We start from the raw sequence: 19,023 nt of genomic DNA on the forward strand, positions 1-19,023 counted from the left end.
GAAGTGATGTTTCGTAGAAGATTAATGGGGTGAACAAATAAAGTGACTATTGAAAAGGGAAGTTTTGATATTAATCATCCGGAGTATTATAACAATCGTGAAGTGAGCTGGTTAGACTTTAACTATAGAGTATTGCAAGAAGCCTGTGATTCTCAAAACCCATTGATAGAGCAACTTAAATTTATTGCCATTGCAAGCTCTAACTTAGATGAATTTTTTATGGTTCGTGTTGCAGGTTTAAAAGATCAAGTTAAAATGGGCTTCGACAAACCTGAAAATAAAACACAGCTCACACCACAAGAGCAACTTAAGGAAATTGAAAAGAAAAATCGTCAGAATGTAAAATTCCAATATGAACGTTTTAATACGCTCATAGAACAATTAAAAACACACGATATCTATTTTAGTAAACCTGAATCTTTGAGCGAATCGCTTAAAGAAAAATTAGAAAGCATCTTTTTATCAAACATTTTGCCAACACTGACACCATTGGGAATTGATGCTTATCGGCCGTTTCCAAAATTAAATAATAAAACACTCAATATATTTGTGGATATTGACACGGGTAATGAAATCAATGCTGCGATCGTTCAAATACCGACGCTTCTTAAACGATTTATTACAGTTAATGAAGGTAGCAAACAATATATTGTTTTAGTTGAAGATCTGATTTCCTTTTTCATGGGTCACCTCTTTAAAGGGTATGAAATACTGAATACCTATACTTTTAGAATTACAAGAAATGCGGATTTAACGATTCATGAAGATGGCGCAGAAGATTTACTCATAGAAATCGAGCGCTTTCTAAAAGAACGAAAAAGTGGTGCTGCGGTGAGATTGGAAATAGACAACCGTGAACCGTGTGATATGAATATGGACTGGTTAATCGATACGTTAGAATTAGAGCATCAGGATGTCTATTACACAGACGGGCCACTCGATTTGACGTTTGTTTTTGAGTTGGTCGATCATTTATCACATAAATTAAAATCATTAACTTATCCGTCTTATACACCACAAATCCCGCAATCACTCGGGCGTCATAATATTTATGACTTAGCAATGAAAAGAGATATTTTCTTCCATCATCCATATGAATCATTTGATCCAATTGTTGACTTTATTAAGGAAGCTTCAGAGGATCCTAATACGTTAGCGATAAAACAAACTTTGTATCGTGTAAGTAGTGATTCGCCTATCATCGAAGCGCTTAAACATGCTGCAGAAAATGGAAAGCAAGTGACCGTTCTAGTCGAACTCAAGGCACGCTTTGATGAAGAGAACAATGTTCATTGGGCAAGAATGTTGGAAGAAGCAGGTTGTCACGTCATGTACGGGATGACGCACCTTAAAACGCATAGTAAAATCACACTTGTTGTCAAAAGAATTAACCATCAGTTAGTTCCATTTGTTCATCTAGGCACAGGCAACTACAATGATAAAACCGCAAAATTATATACCGATATGGGTATCATTACCACTGATCCAGAAATTGGTGAGGATGCAATGAATTTCTTTAATTATTTAAGTGGTTATTCGGTGAAACCGGATTATCATAAGTTGATTGTGGCGCCTTATGAAATTAGAGATTCTTTTATTGAGCGCATCGATCAAGAAATTGAAAGTCATCGTCAATTTGGCAATGGTAAAATGATGATGAAAATGAACTCTCTAACTGATAAAGCGTTAATTAAAAAATTATTTGAAGCATCTCAAGCAGGTGTAGAAGTAAAATTAATTATTCGCGGAATTTGTTGCTTGAAACCAGGAATACCTGGCGTTAGTGACAATATAGAAGTTGTCAGCATCGTTGGCCGTTTTTTAGAACATTCCCGTATCTATTACTTCTATAATAATGGAGATGAAAAAATTTATCTATCTTCTGCTGATATGATGACGCGCAATATGATTAAACGTGTTGAAATTTTATTCCCTATATTGGACAAACAAATTGCGAAGCGGTTAGTTGAATTTTTAAATCTTCAATTGTCGGATAATCAAAAAGGACGATACCAAGATGCGCAAGGTGTTTATCATTACATTGAAAATGATTTAGAACCATTGAACTCACAAGAGTATTTGATGCAAGAAGCTAAAGATTATGGCGCAAAACTTGCTGAATCAAATGTAATTAAAATGGGGCAACCTGTACAATCAAAACGGAATTGGATTAATCGTGTCAAAAATCATTTGAAGCGGAAATAATATACACAAAAGTGAATCTTTAACTTTTCAAAGAAGGGGACAGAAATCGCCATGATTACGCTGTCCTCTTTTTTTGTTTACAGCGTAAAAAGAAGCAGAGACATTAAATTTTTGATAAACACACGTTTGGATAAATCCCTATTTAGGAAAAAAGACGTTTTAATAATGGTTCTTCATTTTTTATAGTGGGGTGACATAAGTCATCCTGCTTTTTTTGTACAAAAATAGCACAAATATCTCTATAATTGTAAGTGACCAAACCAACGATTAAGGAGATATTGTGCCTATGTGTAATGATATATTAAAGTTACTAAAAATTAAAGATAATAATATTAAAATCACTAAAGTTGAAGAAGATGTAGTTATTAGAGGTAAGAAATCTAACGTCATCTTTGGTACCCTTTCATACAAGCCTATGACTTGTCCTCACTGTTATCATACGAATCCAAACCGAATACACAAACACGGAAAACGTTTATCGCGAATTACTTTTTTAAGATTCCAAGAGATAGCAGTGTATTTAAATCTGTTAAAACAACGTTTTAAATGTATGGTTTGTGGTCGGACTTTTACTTCTAAAACAAATGTTGTTGAGGATAACTGTTTTATCTCAAACCATGTTCAGAAAGCCATTTTAGATAAAGCAACACAAGTTCGCTCAGAAACTGATATCGCAAGTGATTGTAACGTTTCTGCATCTTCTGTAAAACGTGTGATTCATAAAGTAAGCAATGCCACTTTTCAATAGTGAAATTGCTTAAATAGATTGCGTACCGAGTCGAGACTCCCGAGGCATAGAGCCGAAACCGAAAATCCATTTTGGCTTCTTATGAGCTACAATAAAAGCCAAAATTAGTTGAGGTAAGGCGCCTGGGAAAGCGAGACTCGAAGAAGCAATCGGAAGTTTGCGACTTAATTATTATAGACACATAACCACCATATAAAGTGTACAGCCTTAATAATCACGTTAGTAATATTGGTGTCGAGACGCCTAAGGGAACAGGACGAGACGTAGACTACAGGTTGACAATGTCACTTCGAAAAACGAAATCATTCAATAAGAGGTTTTATCATAAAAATCAAGCGCTAAGACGGTCTTCTAATAAAATTCATCTTAGCGCAATTTGTTTTTAGGATTGATGTTCTAGCCTCTGTATGTTTATGCTATAAAATTAAGTATTATTTAATATCGTCCGTTGTAACAGAGATGAGCTGCTGCGTAAGTGGGTGTTGGAATTCAATTTGATAACTTTCTAATTGTAATTGTCTTAACTTAGAATCACTATACAACGGATCTCCTAGAACCGGATGACCTATTTCAGCAAGGTGAACACGAATTTGATGCGTACGACCAGTATCGAGTTTAAGTTTGACTTCACATACACCTTCTTTGATCATTTTTGATTCTATAATATGTGTGACTGCACGTTGACCTGTATTCGAAATACGTCTTTTATTCGGGTGGAATTTGTCTTTACCAATCGGCATATCAATAGTTTGTGGTTTAATCGGTAATAAAGCCTTTACTTGTGCTTTATAAATGCGGTGAATCATATTGTCTTCTAACATACGGTCGAGTATTTTTTTTACAATTGGATGTTTAGCAACGATTAATAGACCCACGGTTTCTTGGTCAAGACGATGAATAGGTTCTACATAATCACAATTTAAAGTATAGATGATATGATTCATCAATGTATTACTTTCTTTCAAGTCATTAGGATGTGTTTTCACACCTTTAGGTTTATATACAATCGCTAAATAATCATCTTCGTAAACAATCTGTGCATAGCGATAACTAGGTAAATATTGACTCTTCACAGGCTCATCAGGAATTGAGATGACATCTCCAGATGAAACGGTTTGCTGAAATTGTGCGGGTTGACCATTAACAGTAATGGCTTTAGACATATTCAACAAATGGAGTTCTTTTTTAGGTAGTTTTAATGATTTAAAAATGTCTCGGATAGACATTTGATCAAACGGTTCAGCAACTGAAAATTTCATAGTATCCTCCTTAATTGTTTCTATCATACCATAAATCAGTATGGTGTTGATGGTTTTTAAAGGGAAAGCGGGATGTGTATAATAAAACTAAATACATATTTTTCGGTTTTATATTTTAAATTTTAAAAAGTAGAAGAGAGGTGTGCATGAAGTGGAAAAACCAACGCGATTAGCATTATTAAAAGAAATCGCTGAATTTCTCAATGAAGAAACAGAATTACAATCGATGCTTGATGGTGCTTTAGATTATTTGGTAAAGGGGAGTGATTTCACAACGGGATGGATATTTTTTATTGATGCGGAAGGCTATCATACATTAGAAGCACAACGCTCGCTACCACCAGCACTTACGCATCATCATTGTAAATATATGACAGAAGGTTCATGTTGGTGTGTTCAATCTTATCATAATCAAAAATTGACGAAAGCCTCTAACATTATTAACTGTTCTCGTATTAACTTAGCCAGTCGTGAATTTAGTACAGAAACTGATAATATAACGCATCACGCGACGGTTCCGTTAAGATCAGGCAATGAGCAATTTGGTTTATTAAATGTTGCGACACCTTTTACAACACATTACAGTGATGAAGATCTTGAACTTTTAGAATCAGTCGCTTTTCAAATTGGCTCAGCGATTAAAAGAATTGACTTGAACAACCAAGAAAAAGAGGCGGCACGTATTAATGAACGTAATCGATTGGCTCGAGATTTACATGATTCAGTGAATCAAATGTTGTTTTCTTTAAAATTAAATGCACACGCAGCAGGGCAAATGTCTGAAGAAGAAACGTCACAACGCGCTTTTGCCCAAATTGAACAGACAAGCCAAAATGCGGTAAATGAAATGAGAGCTTTAATCTGGCAATTAAAGCCAGTGGGGTTAGAGCAAGGAATTGTCCACGCACTTAAAAATTATGCGAAATTAATCGATTTAGAAATCGACATTACGGTTCATGGTTTGATTGACTTAGAAAACAAAATTGAGACACATATTTATCGCGTCATTCAAGAAGCAATGAACAATACGAAAAAGCATGCCAATACATCAAAAATTACGGTAGTCCTTAATCAATCTGATGACTTGCTAACCGTTGATATTTCAGACGAAGGAAAGGGGTTTGACGTTACGCGTATCGATGTTTACGATAAGCATGGGTTATCGAATATGAGGCAACGTATTAAAATGATAAAAGGAACGATGCATATTGACAGTCGTCAAGGGACATCGATTAAAATTAAGATACCACTTTAACATCAAAGGGAGGCTTTTTTATGCCTAAAATTGCATTAGTTGATGACCATTTTATTGTGCGTCAAGGCTTAGAATTTTTATTGTCAACACAAAATGAAATAGAAGTGACCGGTAGTTTTGGAAATGGTCAATCATTATTGGATGCATTAAATGAAAAACAAATTGAGCCCGATCTGGTGTTAGTTGATTTAGTCATGCCTGAGATGAACGGGATTACGTTAATACAACATATTAAAGAAGGGTTTCCGCACATTAAGATTTTAGTTTTAACGAGTTATGTTGATGAAGAGCACGTCATGTCTGCAATGCGGGTTGGCGCTGATGGATATGAAATGAAGGATGTTGAACCTGAAGCATTAATGACGTCAATTACACGCGTTTTAAATGGAGAGAAAGTAATTCATGAAGATGCACAACATGTGATGGATGTTGTTATCACGAAGCCTCATATCCTTAATAAATTATCGAAACGTGAAACGGAAGTTTTAAAAGAAATGGCTAAAGGTAAGACAAATAAAGAAATTGCTGAAACATTATTTGTATCTGAAAAAACGATTAAAACACATGTCAGTCATATTTTTTCTAAATTACAAGTCAATGACCGCACGCAAGCGGCCATTTATGCTATGGAAAACAACCTCATTTAAACTGCTCGAGTAAAATATGGAGAAATAACTAAATTTGTGTGTTCATCAACGGTCATACCGATTATTTTTCACAAAATTAACGTCACAATGTATGCATTCCAAAAATTGTCTTTTGTTATATATATTGTGACGTTATTTAATGTATAGATTGAAATGACGCTTTTTCCCCCGATATTAAGATCAATGCTTTCTGCTACTATTTCTTTACACCCGTTAATTTCAAATATTAACGTTATAAGATTATCTCTGTTGCTATTTTATAATTCAGATAAATTTTTGTGAGATTATAAATATTACTGTTTATTTCTCACAATTTATATTTAGACAGAAAATTCTGAAATGTAAATGTTTTCAATTAAACAAGTCAATTGTATTATATATTAAAAGGGGGGATATGTATGCGCAAATCAATAATTTTAGTCACGTTTGAAACAATTTCATTATTTTTTTCTTCAATTTTTACTTTTGCATGTGGCTTTTATATCCTTAAAATCACGCAATCTGGCTCAGTTTTTGGGAGTTACTTAGCTGTATTAGCGTTTGTAACAACAATATCAGCACCATTTATAGGGAGCTTAATTGACAGAACTTCAAATAAAAAGATATTGTTAATGGGTCAATTTATAAGTGTCTGTACACTACTTATGTTTTACATATTTTACAACGAAGAAGTGTATACGATTTTTACCGCAATGATGATTCTCGTATTTGTTGACTCAATAGTAAAAATAACCATTACATCAAATTTAAAATTTATAACTGGCGATTACATAGAAAAAATAGTATCTATAAGACAAACTATCCAATCATCATCAATTTTGTTAACACCTATAATTGGTGGATTTATAGTTACCATAATAAATATCAATTTACTCGCGCTTATTAATAGTTTAACTGAACTTATTGCATTTTTTCTTTTACTTCTATTAACTTTCAAAAGTGGTAATGCAATTAGTAAGGAACAAAAGTTTTTAACAAGCTTTATAGAGGGTTTTAAGCACTTGTCATTAATCAATAATTTAAAAGTCATTTTTATAGTTAGCTTATTTATCAATTTTTTATGCAATTCTTTAATTGTCGGATTACCTATTATCATCATCAAAATTCTTAACTTAAAAGCCAATTATTTAGGTGTCGCAGAAAGTACTATAGGTGGAGCGATTGTCATTTCATCCGTTCTGTTATCAATATTAAATATTCATAATCGCTTAAAATTGTTATATATCATTTCTATGATTCTACAATCACTTTCTTTATTAATCGTAGCGTCAACTCGTTTTTATAGCATCAGTGAGATGAATATATTTATTATTATTTTAATTGCTAATGCATTTTTAGGCTTTTCCGTATCTTTAAATAACATCCCTTTTCAAATAATACTTCAGCAAACGATAGATGAAAAATTTAAATCTAGAGTATTTTCAATTATACAGAGCCTGAATGCGTCCTTAACACCATTGTCATATTTCATTTTTGGTTTCTTAATCCCTTTAAACTATGCGATTGTTTATGCCATTTGTGCTTTAGGAATATTAATCTTACTTTTCTACTTCAAATTGAGATACAATTTCAATGAAAATTCTATAACTGAATGATTATGCTATCATTTGTACAAATTGATTCATTTATACAAAGAAACAACATAAAATGCTTAGGAAAGAAATTACTATCAGCTTTGATAAGGGTGGACTTCATCTACTCTGTCCTTCTAATCAAAGTTTATAATGCTTAAATTATAAATATTTTTAAGGTGAGAGGAACTTATCTATCAAGTTTGCATTTAAAAATTCGTAGTGAAGAAAACATTAAACTCTAATACTTTAATGTCTCCACTAAGTTTGAAAATCAAAAGATGTATCGTTTTAAAACTTAAAATGACCCATGACTGTCACACCTATTTTGTGGTGCTTATACAATCATGGGTCATTATTAATATAAATACGGCTCAATATGCACAATCGTTTCGACTTCACCTAATTGTTGTTGTAACTTAGTTTCAATATGATCTGATATTTGATGACTTTCAACGACATTTAGTTCGGGTTCCACAGCAATAGTTACATCAATGAATGACATGACTCCGTGACTTCGAGCTTTAATATCTCTAATTTCTTTGACCCCAGGGATAGACGAAATGATTTGCTCGATATGCTCGAGTTCATCGACGTCGTATCCGTCTGTTAACGTTATGGCTGTTTCTTTAAAGATGTCGATACTTGTTTTCATGATTAATAAACCAATAACTATTGCAGCCAGTGTATCTAGCATGGGAATTCCGATATAGACACCTAAAATACCTATAACAGTCCCAATTGAAACTAAAGCATCTGATAAGTTATCATAACTCGCTGCTTTAAGGGCATTGCTTTTAACTTTTTTTGCTAAGTTACGATTATAGAGGAAGACAGCAAACATAAGGAAACTTGAAATTACGCCTACAATTAAAGCTGATTGACTCGGCTGATGAAACTGACCTTGATAAAAATGCTTTACGCCAGTAATAATCACTTGAATACTCACAGCAAACATAATAAAGGATGCGATTAAAGAAGCGATAAATTCTGAGCGATAATGCCCATAAGGATGGTTTTTATCTACTGGTTTCATAGATATATGCAGAGCGATAAGGATGGCAATTGAACTAATGACATCTGTTGCGTTATTGATCCCATCCGCTGTTAAACCACGACTATCTGCTAGCCAACCGTATGTGACTTTTAATAAAGTTAATATGGTATATGTGATGATGCTTAAGGTTGCGCCTTTTTTAGCTTGGGAAATCCTGTTTTCTACTTGCAACAATAACACCTCTATTAAAATTGACATCAATGAATTAATATTGAATCAAAATAAAAATCATTCTCAATGTTTCTATTATCCTATGAATAGCATGATAAATCTAGTCATTTAAAAAATGATTGCTATATTGCCAATTTTCAGATTATAATATTGTAAAAAGTAATAAGGGTGATGGCTATTATGAAATTTAAAGGGCTTACAGTCAAGATTATTGTTGCATTAGTATTAGGGATTACGATAGGTTCAATTTTTAATTTTTACGAAGGGGGAAAATTTGTATCTTTTACAGATCAATATATTTTTAATGTGATTGGACAAGTATTTTTAAACTTGATTTTTATGCTTGTTGTACCGGTTGTTTTTGTTTCGATTGTGCTTGGTGTCATTGGTGTAGGGGATCCAAAATTGCTAGGTGGTATTGGTTTGAAAACCCTTGTATTTTTCTTAACGACGACTGCACTCGCAATCACTTTAGCGATGTGTTTAGCACTTATAGTTAAACCAGGTGCAGGACATTCAGATTTGTTAAAAAGTAAAGAAGTAACAGCTTATCAGAAAAAGTTAGAGGGGCAAAAATCTGCGGCGGATTCTCCAGTGAATCAAACATTTGATCAAACGGTCATAAATTTCTTCCCAAAAAATCCGATAGAAGCTATGAGTGGTGGAAATATGCTTCAAATTATCACTTTTGCAATCTTTATTGGTATTGGGATTATGATGGTAGGCGATAAAGGACGGATCGTACATCAATTTTTTGAACAATTTAATAATGTGTTGATGTATATTATTACAATGATTATGAATGTATTTGCGCCAATTGGGACGTTCGGCTTAGTTGCACATGCCTTTACAGGCGCAGGTTTTGGCGCGATTAAACAATTAGGTCTTTATTTTATTGTTGTATTAGGTGCCTTAGTCATCCATTTCTTTGTCGTATATGGTGGTGCAGTGAAATTATTAGCAAAACGGAGTCCCATTGCGTTCTTTAAAGGATTCTTTCCAGCTATTACTGTCGGATTCGGGGGTTCGAGTTCGAATGCTGCGCTTCCGGTTTCTATGGAATGTACGAAAAAAATGGGGGTTCGACCTGAAATTGCTTCTTTTGTTCAGCCTTTAGGGGCAACAATAAATATGGACGGTACTGCAATCATGCAAGGGGTAGCAACGATTTTTATTGCACAATTAATGGGTGCAGATTTAACGTTATTACAATTAGTTACAGTCGTAGCAGTTGCTGTTATTGCATCGATAGGGACAGCAGGTGTGCCGGGTGTTGGATTGATTATGTTAGCGATGGTGTTAACAGCAGTTGGATTAAATCCAGCAGCCATTGGTATTATTTTAGGCATCGATCGTTTACTCGATATGTCTCGTACAGCTGTTAATATTACAGGTGATGCAGCATGTGCTTTAATATTATCTGAAAGAGAAGGTAAAAAGTTGAAAGGGCATATGCATGTCGAGTAATTCAATCCTCTTTGAACGCATATGAATAATGAAGCAGAAGACATGATCTATCAAAACGGTTAGTGAAAATGCACTAACCGTTGCTTTTATAGTAGAGAATTAGAATATGCAATATCCAACTTTTAGCGACAAGCAAGGCTAGAAAACATGATTAAAGCGTAACAAATCGAGATGATATTGAAAGAAATATATAACTTGCGCGCGTGACCAAACGAGCTAAGACTATTCATTCAAATATGATGTGTGTGCTTCGATGGATGCTATTTCATTGATGAACTGCTTAAATGATGATTTCGCTACATTGAGCCTTACGGATAAGCCTGATTCAGTCGCAATATTATGCATTCTTAAACCTGAATCTAAGGTGACGTATACACAGAATTCGTCCTTTTTAACTTCTATGACTGTCAATGAAATATCAGGCTCTAAGAAATAAAGCTTAGTTAATGGCTGTGTAAATTCTACGTCTTTCAAACGTTGAATTTCATCATCGAAAATGGCCAATTCTGTTTCGATTTGTTGATTTTCAAATCGAGTCATGACATCAAAGTAATAAATTTTGAGTCCTTCATCCATGCATATGTTTTTTAATGTAAATGTTATAGATACATTACTTTCTTCATAAGCATCGTCTTTTAAAATGATAACTTTAGAATTCATTTTTTTACCTCTTCTTTAGCAGTATTTATGATTTTGTGTGCTATATCCTTAATAGATGGGGCAATGCACGAACTAAAATAATCAGTGCTTAATATTTCTTTATTGTATTAAAAATTGAAGATAAAGGGAATGGACGAATGAAAATTTGAGAGGTCAAAGGTATTAAAGTCTTGTATCTTTAGCGAGATGCTGTCTGAAAAAAGGAAGCTATAACAAGCATACCGATACGGTTAATAACATTTCAAATAATGCCGATATTGTTGTAATTATCGCTCATACAGCTAAGCAAGTTCCAAAACTCACCAATAATATCGATTCTTTATAGGTATCCTCTCATTTTTTAACATATGATACAATGTGTATAATCCATTGAAAATCATTACATTCCTGAATCATCCGATATTTTTGTTTATATGAAATCAAAATTATAATACACATGTATAAAAATTGTTAGTTTATTATAAATTGACGAAAGGGAGGTCAACATTTTGAATCAGCTAGACGAAGCATTAAAAGAGTTAGGTTGGTTAGATCTTGTTTTTGTTATACCTATGTTTTTTCTGTTTTCGTATTTACCTAGTGATCATCTTTGGCAACTTATCGTAAACATAATTATTATTATATTTTTTAGTATAGGCCTTTCGATTGTATTTCATGCGTTGTTTCATAAATGGTTTAAAAAAGATAAATTATAAAGTCGAAATACAAGGCCAAACATGATTCATGCATAAAAAGTGATTTATTGTAAGATGAAATAAACACAAAAACATTATTTATTTGAGTTCGTAACACTATTAATTTGTGTTATAATAAAATCCTTAAACACATATTTGCGACTTAAGATAAGCAGCGTTAGAGAGAGAAATTGGCTGACATTGTAAGTTAAGTAAAAGTAGTAAAGATACATAGGTATTGAGCGTCATCAAGCCTCAATCCATAAAAGTACAAAATAAATGAATAGAAAGTATGCATTCCCAATAGAATATTAGAAGCGTGTTGCGCAAGTGTGTATAGCGTTAAACAGTATAGATATCAATGTTTTATTTTTAACTTAAATAAACGTTATTAAGTTAAAATATATTTGCGATTTGTGTTAATTATGTCATTTTTATGACTTTCAATGTTTTCTAAAAAGATGCTTTTCATTTATCTTATTTTGTATTAATATGTAATTTGTGTTTCAAGAATTGTGTAGAATTGCAATGCTTGTGTGCGGATAAATTTTTATTTAAGAGAGGTAGTAATATAAATATGGATAGACAAAGTTTTACTGATTTAATTCAAACCAAATTTAAGATGGTACGTATCGAAGCGGGGTATACACAAGATACAATGGCTCAAACAATTGGCTTGTCAAAAAAGACACTTGTTCAAATTGAAAAAGAGCGTGTATTACCTAACTGGACGACATGTGTATCCATTTGTGCATTATTTAGAGATTCAGAAGTTTTAAATAGTACTTTTGGTTGTGACCCACTAGAAATTGTTCAAACCATTTCAAGAAACCAAGCTGCATATCCAAAATATTCAACAATTAGTGATATTTATTGGGATACAATTGATACTAAAGGTGGTTTCATCCTTCAATCTAATAAAGTGAGTGAACTTTATCGCGTACTAGATACAGATAAACAACCTGTTTTTGCGACGCCTAAATTGAGAGAAGCTGAGACATACTTCCAACGTAATGTTAAAGAAGATCTTATTCGCGCATAAGATTGAAAATAAATTATCATGATAGAATAAATAATCATTGAATAACTTCCTTCAAAGTATGGACTGAGTAACCATGCTTTGAAGGAATTATTTTTATCTGATATAGGCATTGAAAGCCGTCACTATCATCTCATTAAAAAGTGTTTGAATTTATAATAATTGAGGATTGTGTGTATAATAGCAACTGTTAAAGCTTTGACTGCTATATTTCATATTTTATAGATTTTAAAGTTTTAAACGTTCAATAAAAACAATGGATGATGATTAATTAAGGAGAGATGAATATGCAACCGATTTTAGTTGTTGTATTTATGATAATCATAGGTGCGGTGATTGGTGGCGTAACGAATATGATTGCAGTTAAAATGCTTTTTCATCCTTTTCGTGCATATTATATTTTTGGTAAACGCATTCCTTTTACACCGGGTTTAATCCCAAAAAGAAGAGGAGAAATTGCCGAAAAAATTGGTCAAGTGATAGAAGATCATTTATTAACTGAGGCATTGATTCAAGAGAAATTGGTTACGCCTGAGATAAAAGAAACTATGAACCAAACGGTAAAAGATCAGATTCGCCTTTTGGAACAAGATCATGTGACACTGCAACGTTTAGCTGAGCGCTTTGATATTGATATCGTCGCTTCAGGAGAAAGACAGTTAAAACGTATCGTTTATAAAACGTTAAATGAAAAGTATTTAAGTCATCAAGATCAAGGAATGAATCAATGGCTTCCAGAGAAAATTGTGCAACAACTAGATAAAAAAGTTGATTCATTAGATGAATTTTTATTAACGAAAGCTAGAGATTACCTTGAATCTGAAAAAGGTTATCACGATATTTCTGATATGTTAGAAACATTTTTTGTTGAGAAAGGGAAAATCGTTGGTTTACTCCAAATGTTTATGACACAAGAAGCAATTGCTGAGCGAATACAAAAAGAGTTAGTTCGATTAACGTATCATCCGAAAGCGAGAAACATATTGGCACAACAATTGAAGATTGAGTATGAGCGTATAAAGGCGTTACCTTTAAAAGAAATTATTCAACCTGAAGCCATGGAGCAGATTCAAATTCAATTGGCTGACTATGTCTTAAAACAAGCAAATTTAACCAAACGTGCACATCAGCCACTTAATACACTTGTGCCTTCATTATTTGAAAAGTTACATGAAAAAGGTGCAGACCGTATTACAGACATGATAATAGATACATTGTCGCGTCGTTTGTCTCAAATCATGAAAAAAGTTAACATTCGAGGACTTATCGAAGAGCAAATTAATCGTTTTGATTTAGACTATATTGAACAGCTGATATTTGAAATTGCGAATAAAGAACTCAAATTAATCATGTTGCTAGGCTTCATTTTAGGCGGAATTATTGGATTTTTCCAAGGTTTAATTGCAATCTTTGTATAACTGTATAAAATGTGGTATCGTAAGCAAGGAAAGAGATTGGAAGAGATAGAATTCAATCTTAAACTACACAACTCAAGGAGCGAATAGAAATGGCTGTAAATTTATATGATTACGCGAACAAATTAGAACAAGCATTACGCGAAAGTGACGAGTATAAAGCGATTAAAGATGCTTATGCTAAAGTTGAAGCTGATGAAAACTCTAAAAAATTGTTTGATGAGTTTCGTGAAACACAATTAAACTTCCAACAAAAACAAATGCAAGGTGAAGAAATTGGTGAGGAAGACTTGCAAAAAGCGCAAGAACAAGCGCAACAAATCGAAAAAGACAGCAACATTTCTGAATTAATGAATGCTGAACAAAAAATGAGCCAAGTATTCCAAGAAATCAACCAAATCATTGTTAAACCATTGGATGAAATTTACGCAAACTAATTTTTCTATGGGCTACATTCTTATTAATCCATAGTGGTTGATAGGAATTAAATGAAGCAATGAACAATCGTTTCAATCGATGGGACGGTTTAAATTGATTAGGGCAGATTTAGAAATCTAACGCATAAAGATTAGATTTCTGAATTGCTCTTTTTTTATGTCATGAAGATGATAAAGTTCTTGCAGAATGCGCTTTTGGTTCACACTTATATAACTAAAATATGATAAAATAAATGAATACATAGTCTATTAAACAGAGATGAAATTAGAAAGTAAAAAGGAGAATGCTTAAATGGTTAAATTTTTGCATTGTGCAGATTTACATCTAGATAGCCCTTTTGCATCAAAACGCTATTTAAATCCTACAATATTGAAAGATGTCGAAAATAGCGCTTATGAAAGCTTTAAAAAAATTATAGATCTCGCATTACGAGAAGAAGTTGATTTTATGGTGATAAGTGGAGATTTGTTTGATCAGCACAATCGTACGTTAAAAGCTGAAATGTTTTTAAAAGGACAATTTGAACGCCTGCAAAAAGAACAAATTTTTGTCTATATTGCACATGGAAATCATGATCCACTCTCTGATCAAATCACATCAAAATGGCCTGAAAATGTCACTGTTTTTTCTAAAGATGTTGAAACTTATCAAGCGATTACAAAATCCGGTGAAAATGTACATTTACATGGCTTTAGTTATGAAAAGAGAGAAAGCTATGAAAATAAAATCGATCTTTATCCGACGAATGAGGATCGTCAAACAGTACATATCGGTGTGCTTCACGGCACTTATAGTAAAGCGGAGACTGCACATCGCTACACCGAATTTCGTCTAGAAGATTTAAATGCAAAATTGTATCACTATTGGGCGCTTGGCCACATTCATAAAAGACAGCAATTGAGTGATTTGCCAGAAATTCACTATGCCGGTAATATTCAAGGGCGTCATTTTAAAGAGCAAGGGGAAAAAGGTTGCCTCATCGTTGAGGGAGACCATGTAGCATTGAAAACGCGCTTTGTTCCGACGCAGTTTATACGTTTCGAAAGTGCGACGATTGAAATTGACTCAGTATCTCAGCAGGCTTTATTTGAAAGAATTCAAGAATTTAAAGATAGTGTACGCCATCAAGGTAGAGCATTCTACCGTTTACAGATTAATGTTCACGGAGATGAGCGTATTGACGCGCAAGTTTTAGAGCAAGTAAAAACTTTAGTTACAGAATATGAAGAAAATGAACGCCATTTTGTGATGATTGATGAATGGATAATCAATTATTTAGAAATCACTCAAACAAGTATTGCGAATGAGCTTTCTGAAGATTTAATAGCGCAAGATGATGTCTACGAACGTGCATTATCTGAGTTATATATGAACCCTAAGGCCTCAAAATATTTAGATCACTATCAAAAGCATGATCGAAAAGCACTGATTGAACGTGCTGAAGCAATTATAGAAGCTGAACTAAAGGAGGGCAATTAAGCCATGAAGATAAAATCAGTTGAAATTTATGGTTATGGTCAATTTGTCCAACGTAAAGTTGAATTTAATCCGTTGTTCACAGAAATTTTTGGTGAAAATGAAGCAGGTAAATCAACTTTACAAGCATTCATCCATTCAATTTTATTTGGGTTTCCAACTAAAAAAGAAAATGAGCCTAGATTAGAACCTCGAATGGGGAACCATTACGGTGGACGTGTTACATTGATTATGGATGACGGTTCAGAAGTTGATGTTGAACGTGTCAAAGGAAGTGCTGTAGGAGACGTCAAAGTTTTCATGCCTAATGGTGCAATCAAAGACGAAAGCTGGTTAAAGCAGCAACTCAATTTTATCAATAAGCGCACATATCAAGAAATTTTCTCCTTTAGTGTTTTAGGATTGCAAGATATCCATAAACATATGAGTGAGCAACAATTGCAAAATTTCTTAATGCAAGCGGGCGCACTGGGTTCAACTGAGTTTATTGGAATGCGTGAATTAATTCATCAGAAAAAGCAAGACCTATATAAAAAGTCGGGACAAAATCCAGAAATTAATCAGCAATTAGAGCAAATTAGAAAATTAGAATTTGATATTAGAGAAGAATCAGCGAAGTTGGAAACGTATCAACGTCTTACTGAAGAACATGATAAAGCATCAAGACGATTAAAAGCTTTGAAAGAAAACTTGAGTCAACTTACGGCACTCTTTGAAGAAAAACAAAAAGAAGTTGCATTAATTGATCAGGTCCAAGAATGGAAAGGGTTAGAAGCGGATTTAAATATTGAACCGTTAGAATTTCCAGAGCAAGGAATTGATCGCTATGAAGCAGCGAAAATTCAGGTTCAGCATCTTGAAAGAGACATCGGTTTAAGAGATGAAAAGAAAAGTCAACTTGAAAAAGAAAACGATAAATTATTCGTGCCCGAACAAGATTTATATCAAAATTTTGAATGGGTATCAAAACAAGAAGATACGATTAAGCAAAAAGCGCTTGATTTGAAACAAACCGATCGTGAAATTAATAATCATCGAATGGATATGTCTGGTCTGCAGTCCAACATAGGTTGGCAAGAAATGCATGAGAATATCGACACTTCAGAAGCACAAAAAAGTTATACTAGTGAAGTGTTACGAAATAAAAGAGACCAGAGTCAACTGTTACAGCAGTTAAAAAGTAACATTGATGAAAATCAAATCGAATATCAGTCATATGAAGATGAAATTGAACAGCTAGAAGAACAGCTTGTGAGTGATGAAAACTTTGAAAAGAAAAAGATTTATGATCATCGCCTGTTAGAATTAAGTGAAAAGCGTAATTTATTTTCGAAGATGAAAGAAGCATTCGAAGTCGAACAACAACAAAAAGATAAAAAGCAAAAAAATATGAGTATTGCATCCATGATTCTTGCACTGATCTCTATAGGATTCGCAATCTTTATGTTTCTCTCTCAAGCACTCGTACCGGCTGTAGTTTTAGCAGTACTAGGTGTGATATTTATCGTCGCAATTTTTATGTTCCGTTCTAAACCTGTGGGTCATAATGAGAAGTTTTCACAGGAAATTACACAATTAGAACATGAAGTACAACAACTAGAAGATAATTATGAATTAGATTTCGACTTGTCGACACAATATCAATTACGTGATCAAATTACTCAAAGAAAGCAACAACTTGCAATTCTTAAAACGAAAAAAGATCATTTGAATATTCAAAACGAGCAAGCACAAACTGATTATGAAAAGTCATCTCAAAGCATATCAGAACTGAAAACGCATTTACATGTATCTCAAAATTTATCTGATGATTTATTATTAAATGCGATTGAAACAATTCAAAAATTGAAAGAGCATGCACAGCATTTAAGTACGTTATCTGCGACAAAAGCCCAATTACATGATGAATTAGAGGCGTTTTATGATGAAGCAAAATCAAAAATTGAATCAGCTTTATCACAATTTGACCGTCAGACATTATTTCATGATGTCCGAGAATGGTTGAAAAATGCAAATCAAGATATGACAAGACATTCACATAATTTAGAACAAATTTCGCTTATCGATAACGAAATTAAACATTTGAATCAACGCTTAAAAGATAATCAAGGTGTTATTCATAATTTGTTTGGCGCAATTGGTGCATTAGATGAGGAAAGTTATTACAGACACCATGATCGTTATCAAACTTATCATAAACGATTATCGCGCTTTAATGACTTAACACATTTCCTTGAAAATCAAGATTATAGTTATGAAAAAAGTTCTAAATTAAGCGAAAAAACGACAGCACAACTTGATGCTGAATATCAAAAATTATCTGAGCAAATTGATGACTATAATGAAAGATATCTCACTATACAAAGTGAAGTGAGTGATTTATCTGCACAAATCAATCATATGGAAACAGATGATACATTGCGTCATTTACGCCATCAATATGAGCTCTCGAAAAATCAACTTAATGCTGCGGCAGATGATTGGGCAGCGTTAAGTTATCTCGAAGCACTTGTTGATGAACACATTAAACAAATTAAAGATAAACGATTACCACAAGTTGTTCATGTGGCAACGAATATTTATTCAGAACTAACAGACGGCCAATATGTTCAAGTTACATACGAAAATGAACAAGTAATGGTGCGTCATCGAGATGGTCAAATGTACCATCCAATTGAGTTAAGTCAATCTACAAAAGAGTTGTTATATATAGCACTTCGACTTAGTCTGATTAAAATATTAAAACCTTATTATTCATTGCCGATTATTATTGACGATGCATTTGTGCATTTTGATGCAGAGCGTCGTTCAAGAATGATGAAATATTTAAGAGGCATGTCTGAAGAATTCCAAATTCTCTATTTTACATGTTTACGTGACTCAAATATACCAACTAAACAACTTGTAACATTAAAAAAGATAGAAACATAGAATGGGAAGG

15 protein-coding genes are annotated in these 19,023 nt (G+C 33.2%); 12 read left to right on the forward strand and 3 right to left on the reverse strand.

Annotation, left to right across the window (positions count from 1 at the left end):
* Nucleotides 1-42 precede the first annotated feature (42 nt).
* Both MUA40_RS04655 and MUA40_RS04660 read left to right on the forward strand, forming a co-directional pair.
* Nucleotides 43-2,205, forward strand: coding sequence for an RNA degradosome polyphosphate kinase (locus MUA40_RS04655; protein WP_126496427.1), 2,163 nt, complete (start codon nucleotides 43-45; stop codon nucleotides 2,203-2,205).
* A 286-nt stretch (nucleotides 2,206-2,491) separates the two neighbouring features.
* On the forward strand, nucleotides 2,492-2,953 hold the full coding sequence (locus MUA40_RS04660) for a transposase family protein (protein ID WP_155976476.1): 462 nt from the start codon (nucleotides 2,492-2,494) through the stop codon (nucleotides 2,951-2,953).
* Between the two features lie 431 nt (nucleotides 2,954-3,384).
* Here the strand turns inward: MUA40_RS04660 and MUA40_RS04665 are convergent, their stop codons facing one another.
* A complete protein-coding gene (locus MUA40_RS04665) occupies nucleotides 3,385-4,212 on the reverse strand; it encodes an RluA family pseudouridine synthase (protein ID WP_167733050.1) in 828 nt (275 codons plus the stop codon).
* Between the two features lie 151 nt (nucleotides 4,213-4,363).
* On the opposite strand from MUA40_RS04665, the gene MUA40_RS04670 reads away from it, so the two are divergent.
* From MUA40_RS04670 to MUA40_RS04680, 3 genes are all read left to right on the forward strand, one after another.
* Nucleotides 4,364-5,467 (forward strand): GAF domain-containing sensor histidine kinase, encoded by a 1,104-nt coding sequence (locus tag MUA40_RS04670; RefSeq protein ID WP_262569951.1) that lies wholly within the window; start codon nucleotides 4,364-4,366, stop codon nucleotides 5,465-5,467.
* A gap of 20 nt (nucleotides 5,468-5,487) precedes the next feature.
* Entirely contained in the window at nucleotides 5,488-6,114 is a 627-nt protein-coding gene (locus MUA40_RS04675; protein ID WP_016425460.1) for a response regulator transcription factor, read from the forward strand.
* Between the two features lie 398 nt (nucleotides 6,115-6,512).
* Nucleotides 6,513-7,709, forward strand: a complete 1,197-nt coding sequence (locus MUA40_RS04680; protein WP_016425459.1) for an MFS transporter — start codon at nucleotides 6,513-6,515, stop codon at nucleotides 7,707-7,709.
* A gap of 334 nt (nucleotides 7,710-8,043) precedes the next feature.
* On the opposite strand, the gene MUA40_RS04685 is transcribed toward MUA40_RS04680, so the two are convergent.
* On the reverse strand, nucleotides 8,044-8,913 hold the full coding sequence (locus MUA40_RS04685; protein ID WP_016425458.1) for a cation diffusion facilitator family transporter: 870 nt from the start codon (nucleotides 8,911-8,913) through the stop codon (nucleotides 8,044-8,046).
* Between the two features lie 180 nt (nucleotides 8,914-9,093).
* Here MUA40_RS04685 and MUA40_RS04690 point away from each other — a divergent pair, with 180 nt between their 5' ends.
* Nucleotides 9,094-10,380: a dicarboxylate/amino acid:cation symporter gene (locus MUA40_RS04690; protein WP_262569953.1), complete on the forward strand. Its 1,287-nt coding sequence runs from the start codon at nucleotides 9,094-9,096 to the stop codon at nucleotides 10,378-10,380.
* A 222-nt stretch (nucleotides 10,381-10,602) separates the two neighbouring features.
* On the opposite strand, the gene MUA40_RS04695 is transcribed toward MUA40_RS04690, so the two are convergent.
* Complete coding sequence (locus MUA40_RS04695) at nucleotides 10,603-11,040, reverse strand: hypothetical protein (protein WP_016425456.1); 438 nt, start codon at nucleotides 11,038-11,040, stop codon at nucleotides 10,603-10,605.
* 488 nt (nucleotides 11,041-11,528) lie between these two features.
* On the opposite strand from MUA40_RS04695, the gene MUA40_RS04700 reads away from it, so the two are divergent.
* The 6 genes from MUA40_RS04700 (at nucleotide 11,529) to MUA40_RS04725 (ending at nucleotide 19,013) form a co-directional block, all read left to right on the forward strand.
* Entirely contained in the window at nucleotides 11,529-11,735 is a 207-nt protein-coding gene (locus MUA40_RS04700; RefSeq protein WP_016425455.1) for a DUF6007 family protein, read from the forward strand.
* A 556-nt stretch (nucleotides 11,736-12,291) separates the two neighbouring features.
* Complete coding sequence (gene xdrA / locus MUA40_RS04705) at nucleotides 12,292-12,756, forward strand: XRE family transcriptional regulator XdrA (RefSeq protein ID WP_016425454.1); 465 nt, start codon at nucleotides 12,292-12,294, stop codon at nucleotides 12,754-12,756.
* Nucleotides 12,757-13,040: 284 nt separating this feature from the next.
* On the forward strand, nucleotides 13,041-14,171 hold the full coding sequence (locus MUA40_RS04710; protein ID WP_262569956.1) for a DUF445 domain-containing protein: 1,131 nt from the start codon (nucleotides 13,041-13,043) through the stop codon (nucleotides 14,169-14,171).
* An 89-nt stretch (nucleotides 14,172-14,260) separates the two neighbouring features.
* Nucleotides 14,261-14,605 carry a YlbF/YmcA family competence regulator gene (locus tag MUA40_RS04715; protein ID WP_016425452.1) on the forward strand — a complete coding sequence of 115 codons (345 nt, stop codon included), beginning with the start codon at nucleotides 14,261-14,263 and terminating at the stop codon, nucleotides 14,603-14,605.
* A gap of 292 nt (nucleotides 14,606-14,897) precedes the next feature.
* Nucleotides 14,898-16,085: a metallophosphoesterase family protein gene (locus MUA40_RS04720; RefSeq protein ID WP_167733045.1), complete on the forward strand. Its 1,188-nt coding sequence runs from the start codon at nucleotides 14,898-14,900 to the stop codon at nucleotides 16,083-16,085.
* 3 nt (nucleotides 16,086-16,088) lie between these two features.
* The gene (locus MUA40_RS04725) at nucleotides 16,089-19,013 is read left to right on the forward strand and encodes an ATP-binding protein (protein ID WP_016425450.1); all 2,925 of its coding nucleotides are present in this window, start codon (nucleotides 16,089-16,091) and stop codon (nucleotides 19,011-19,013) included.
* Nucleotides 19,014-19,023: the final 10 nt, after the last annotated feature.

Source organism: Staphylococcus schleiferi, assembly GCF_025558325.1.
Classification (GTDB): domain Bacteria; phylum Bacillota; class Bacilli; order Staphylococcales; family Staphylococcaceae; genus Staphylococcus; species Staphylococcus schleiferi.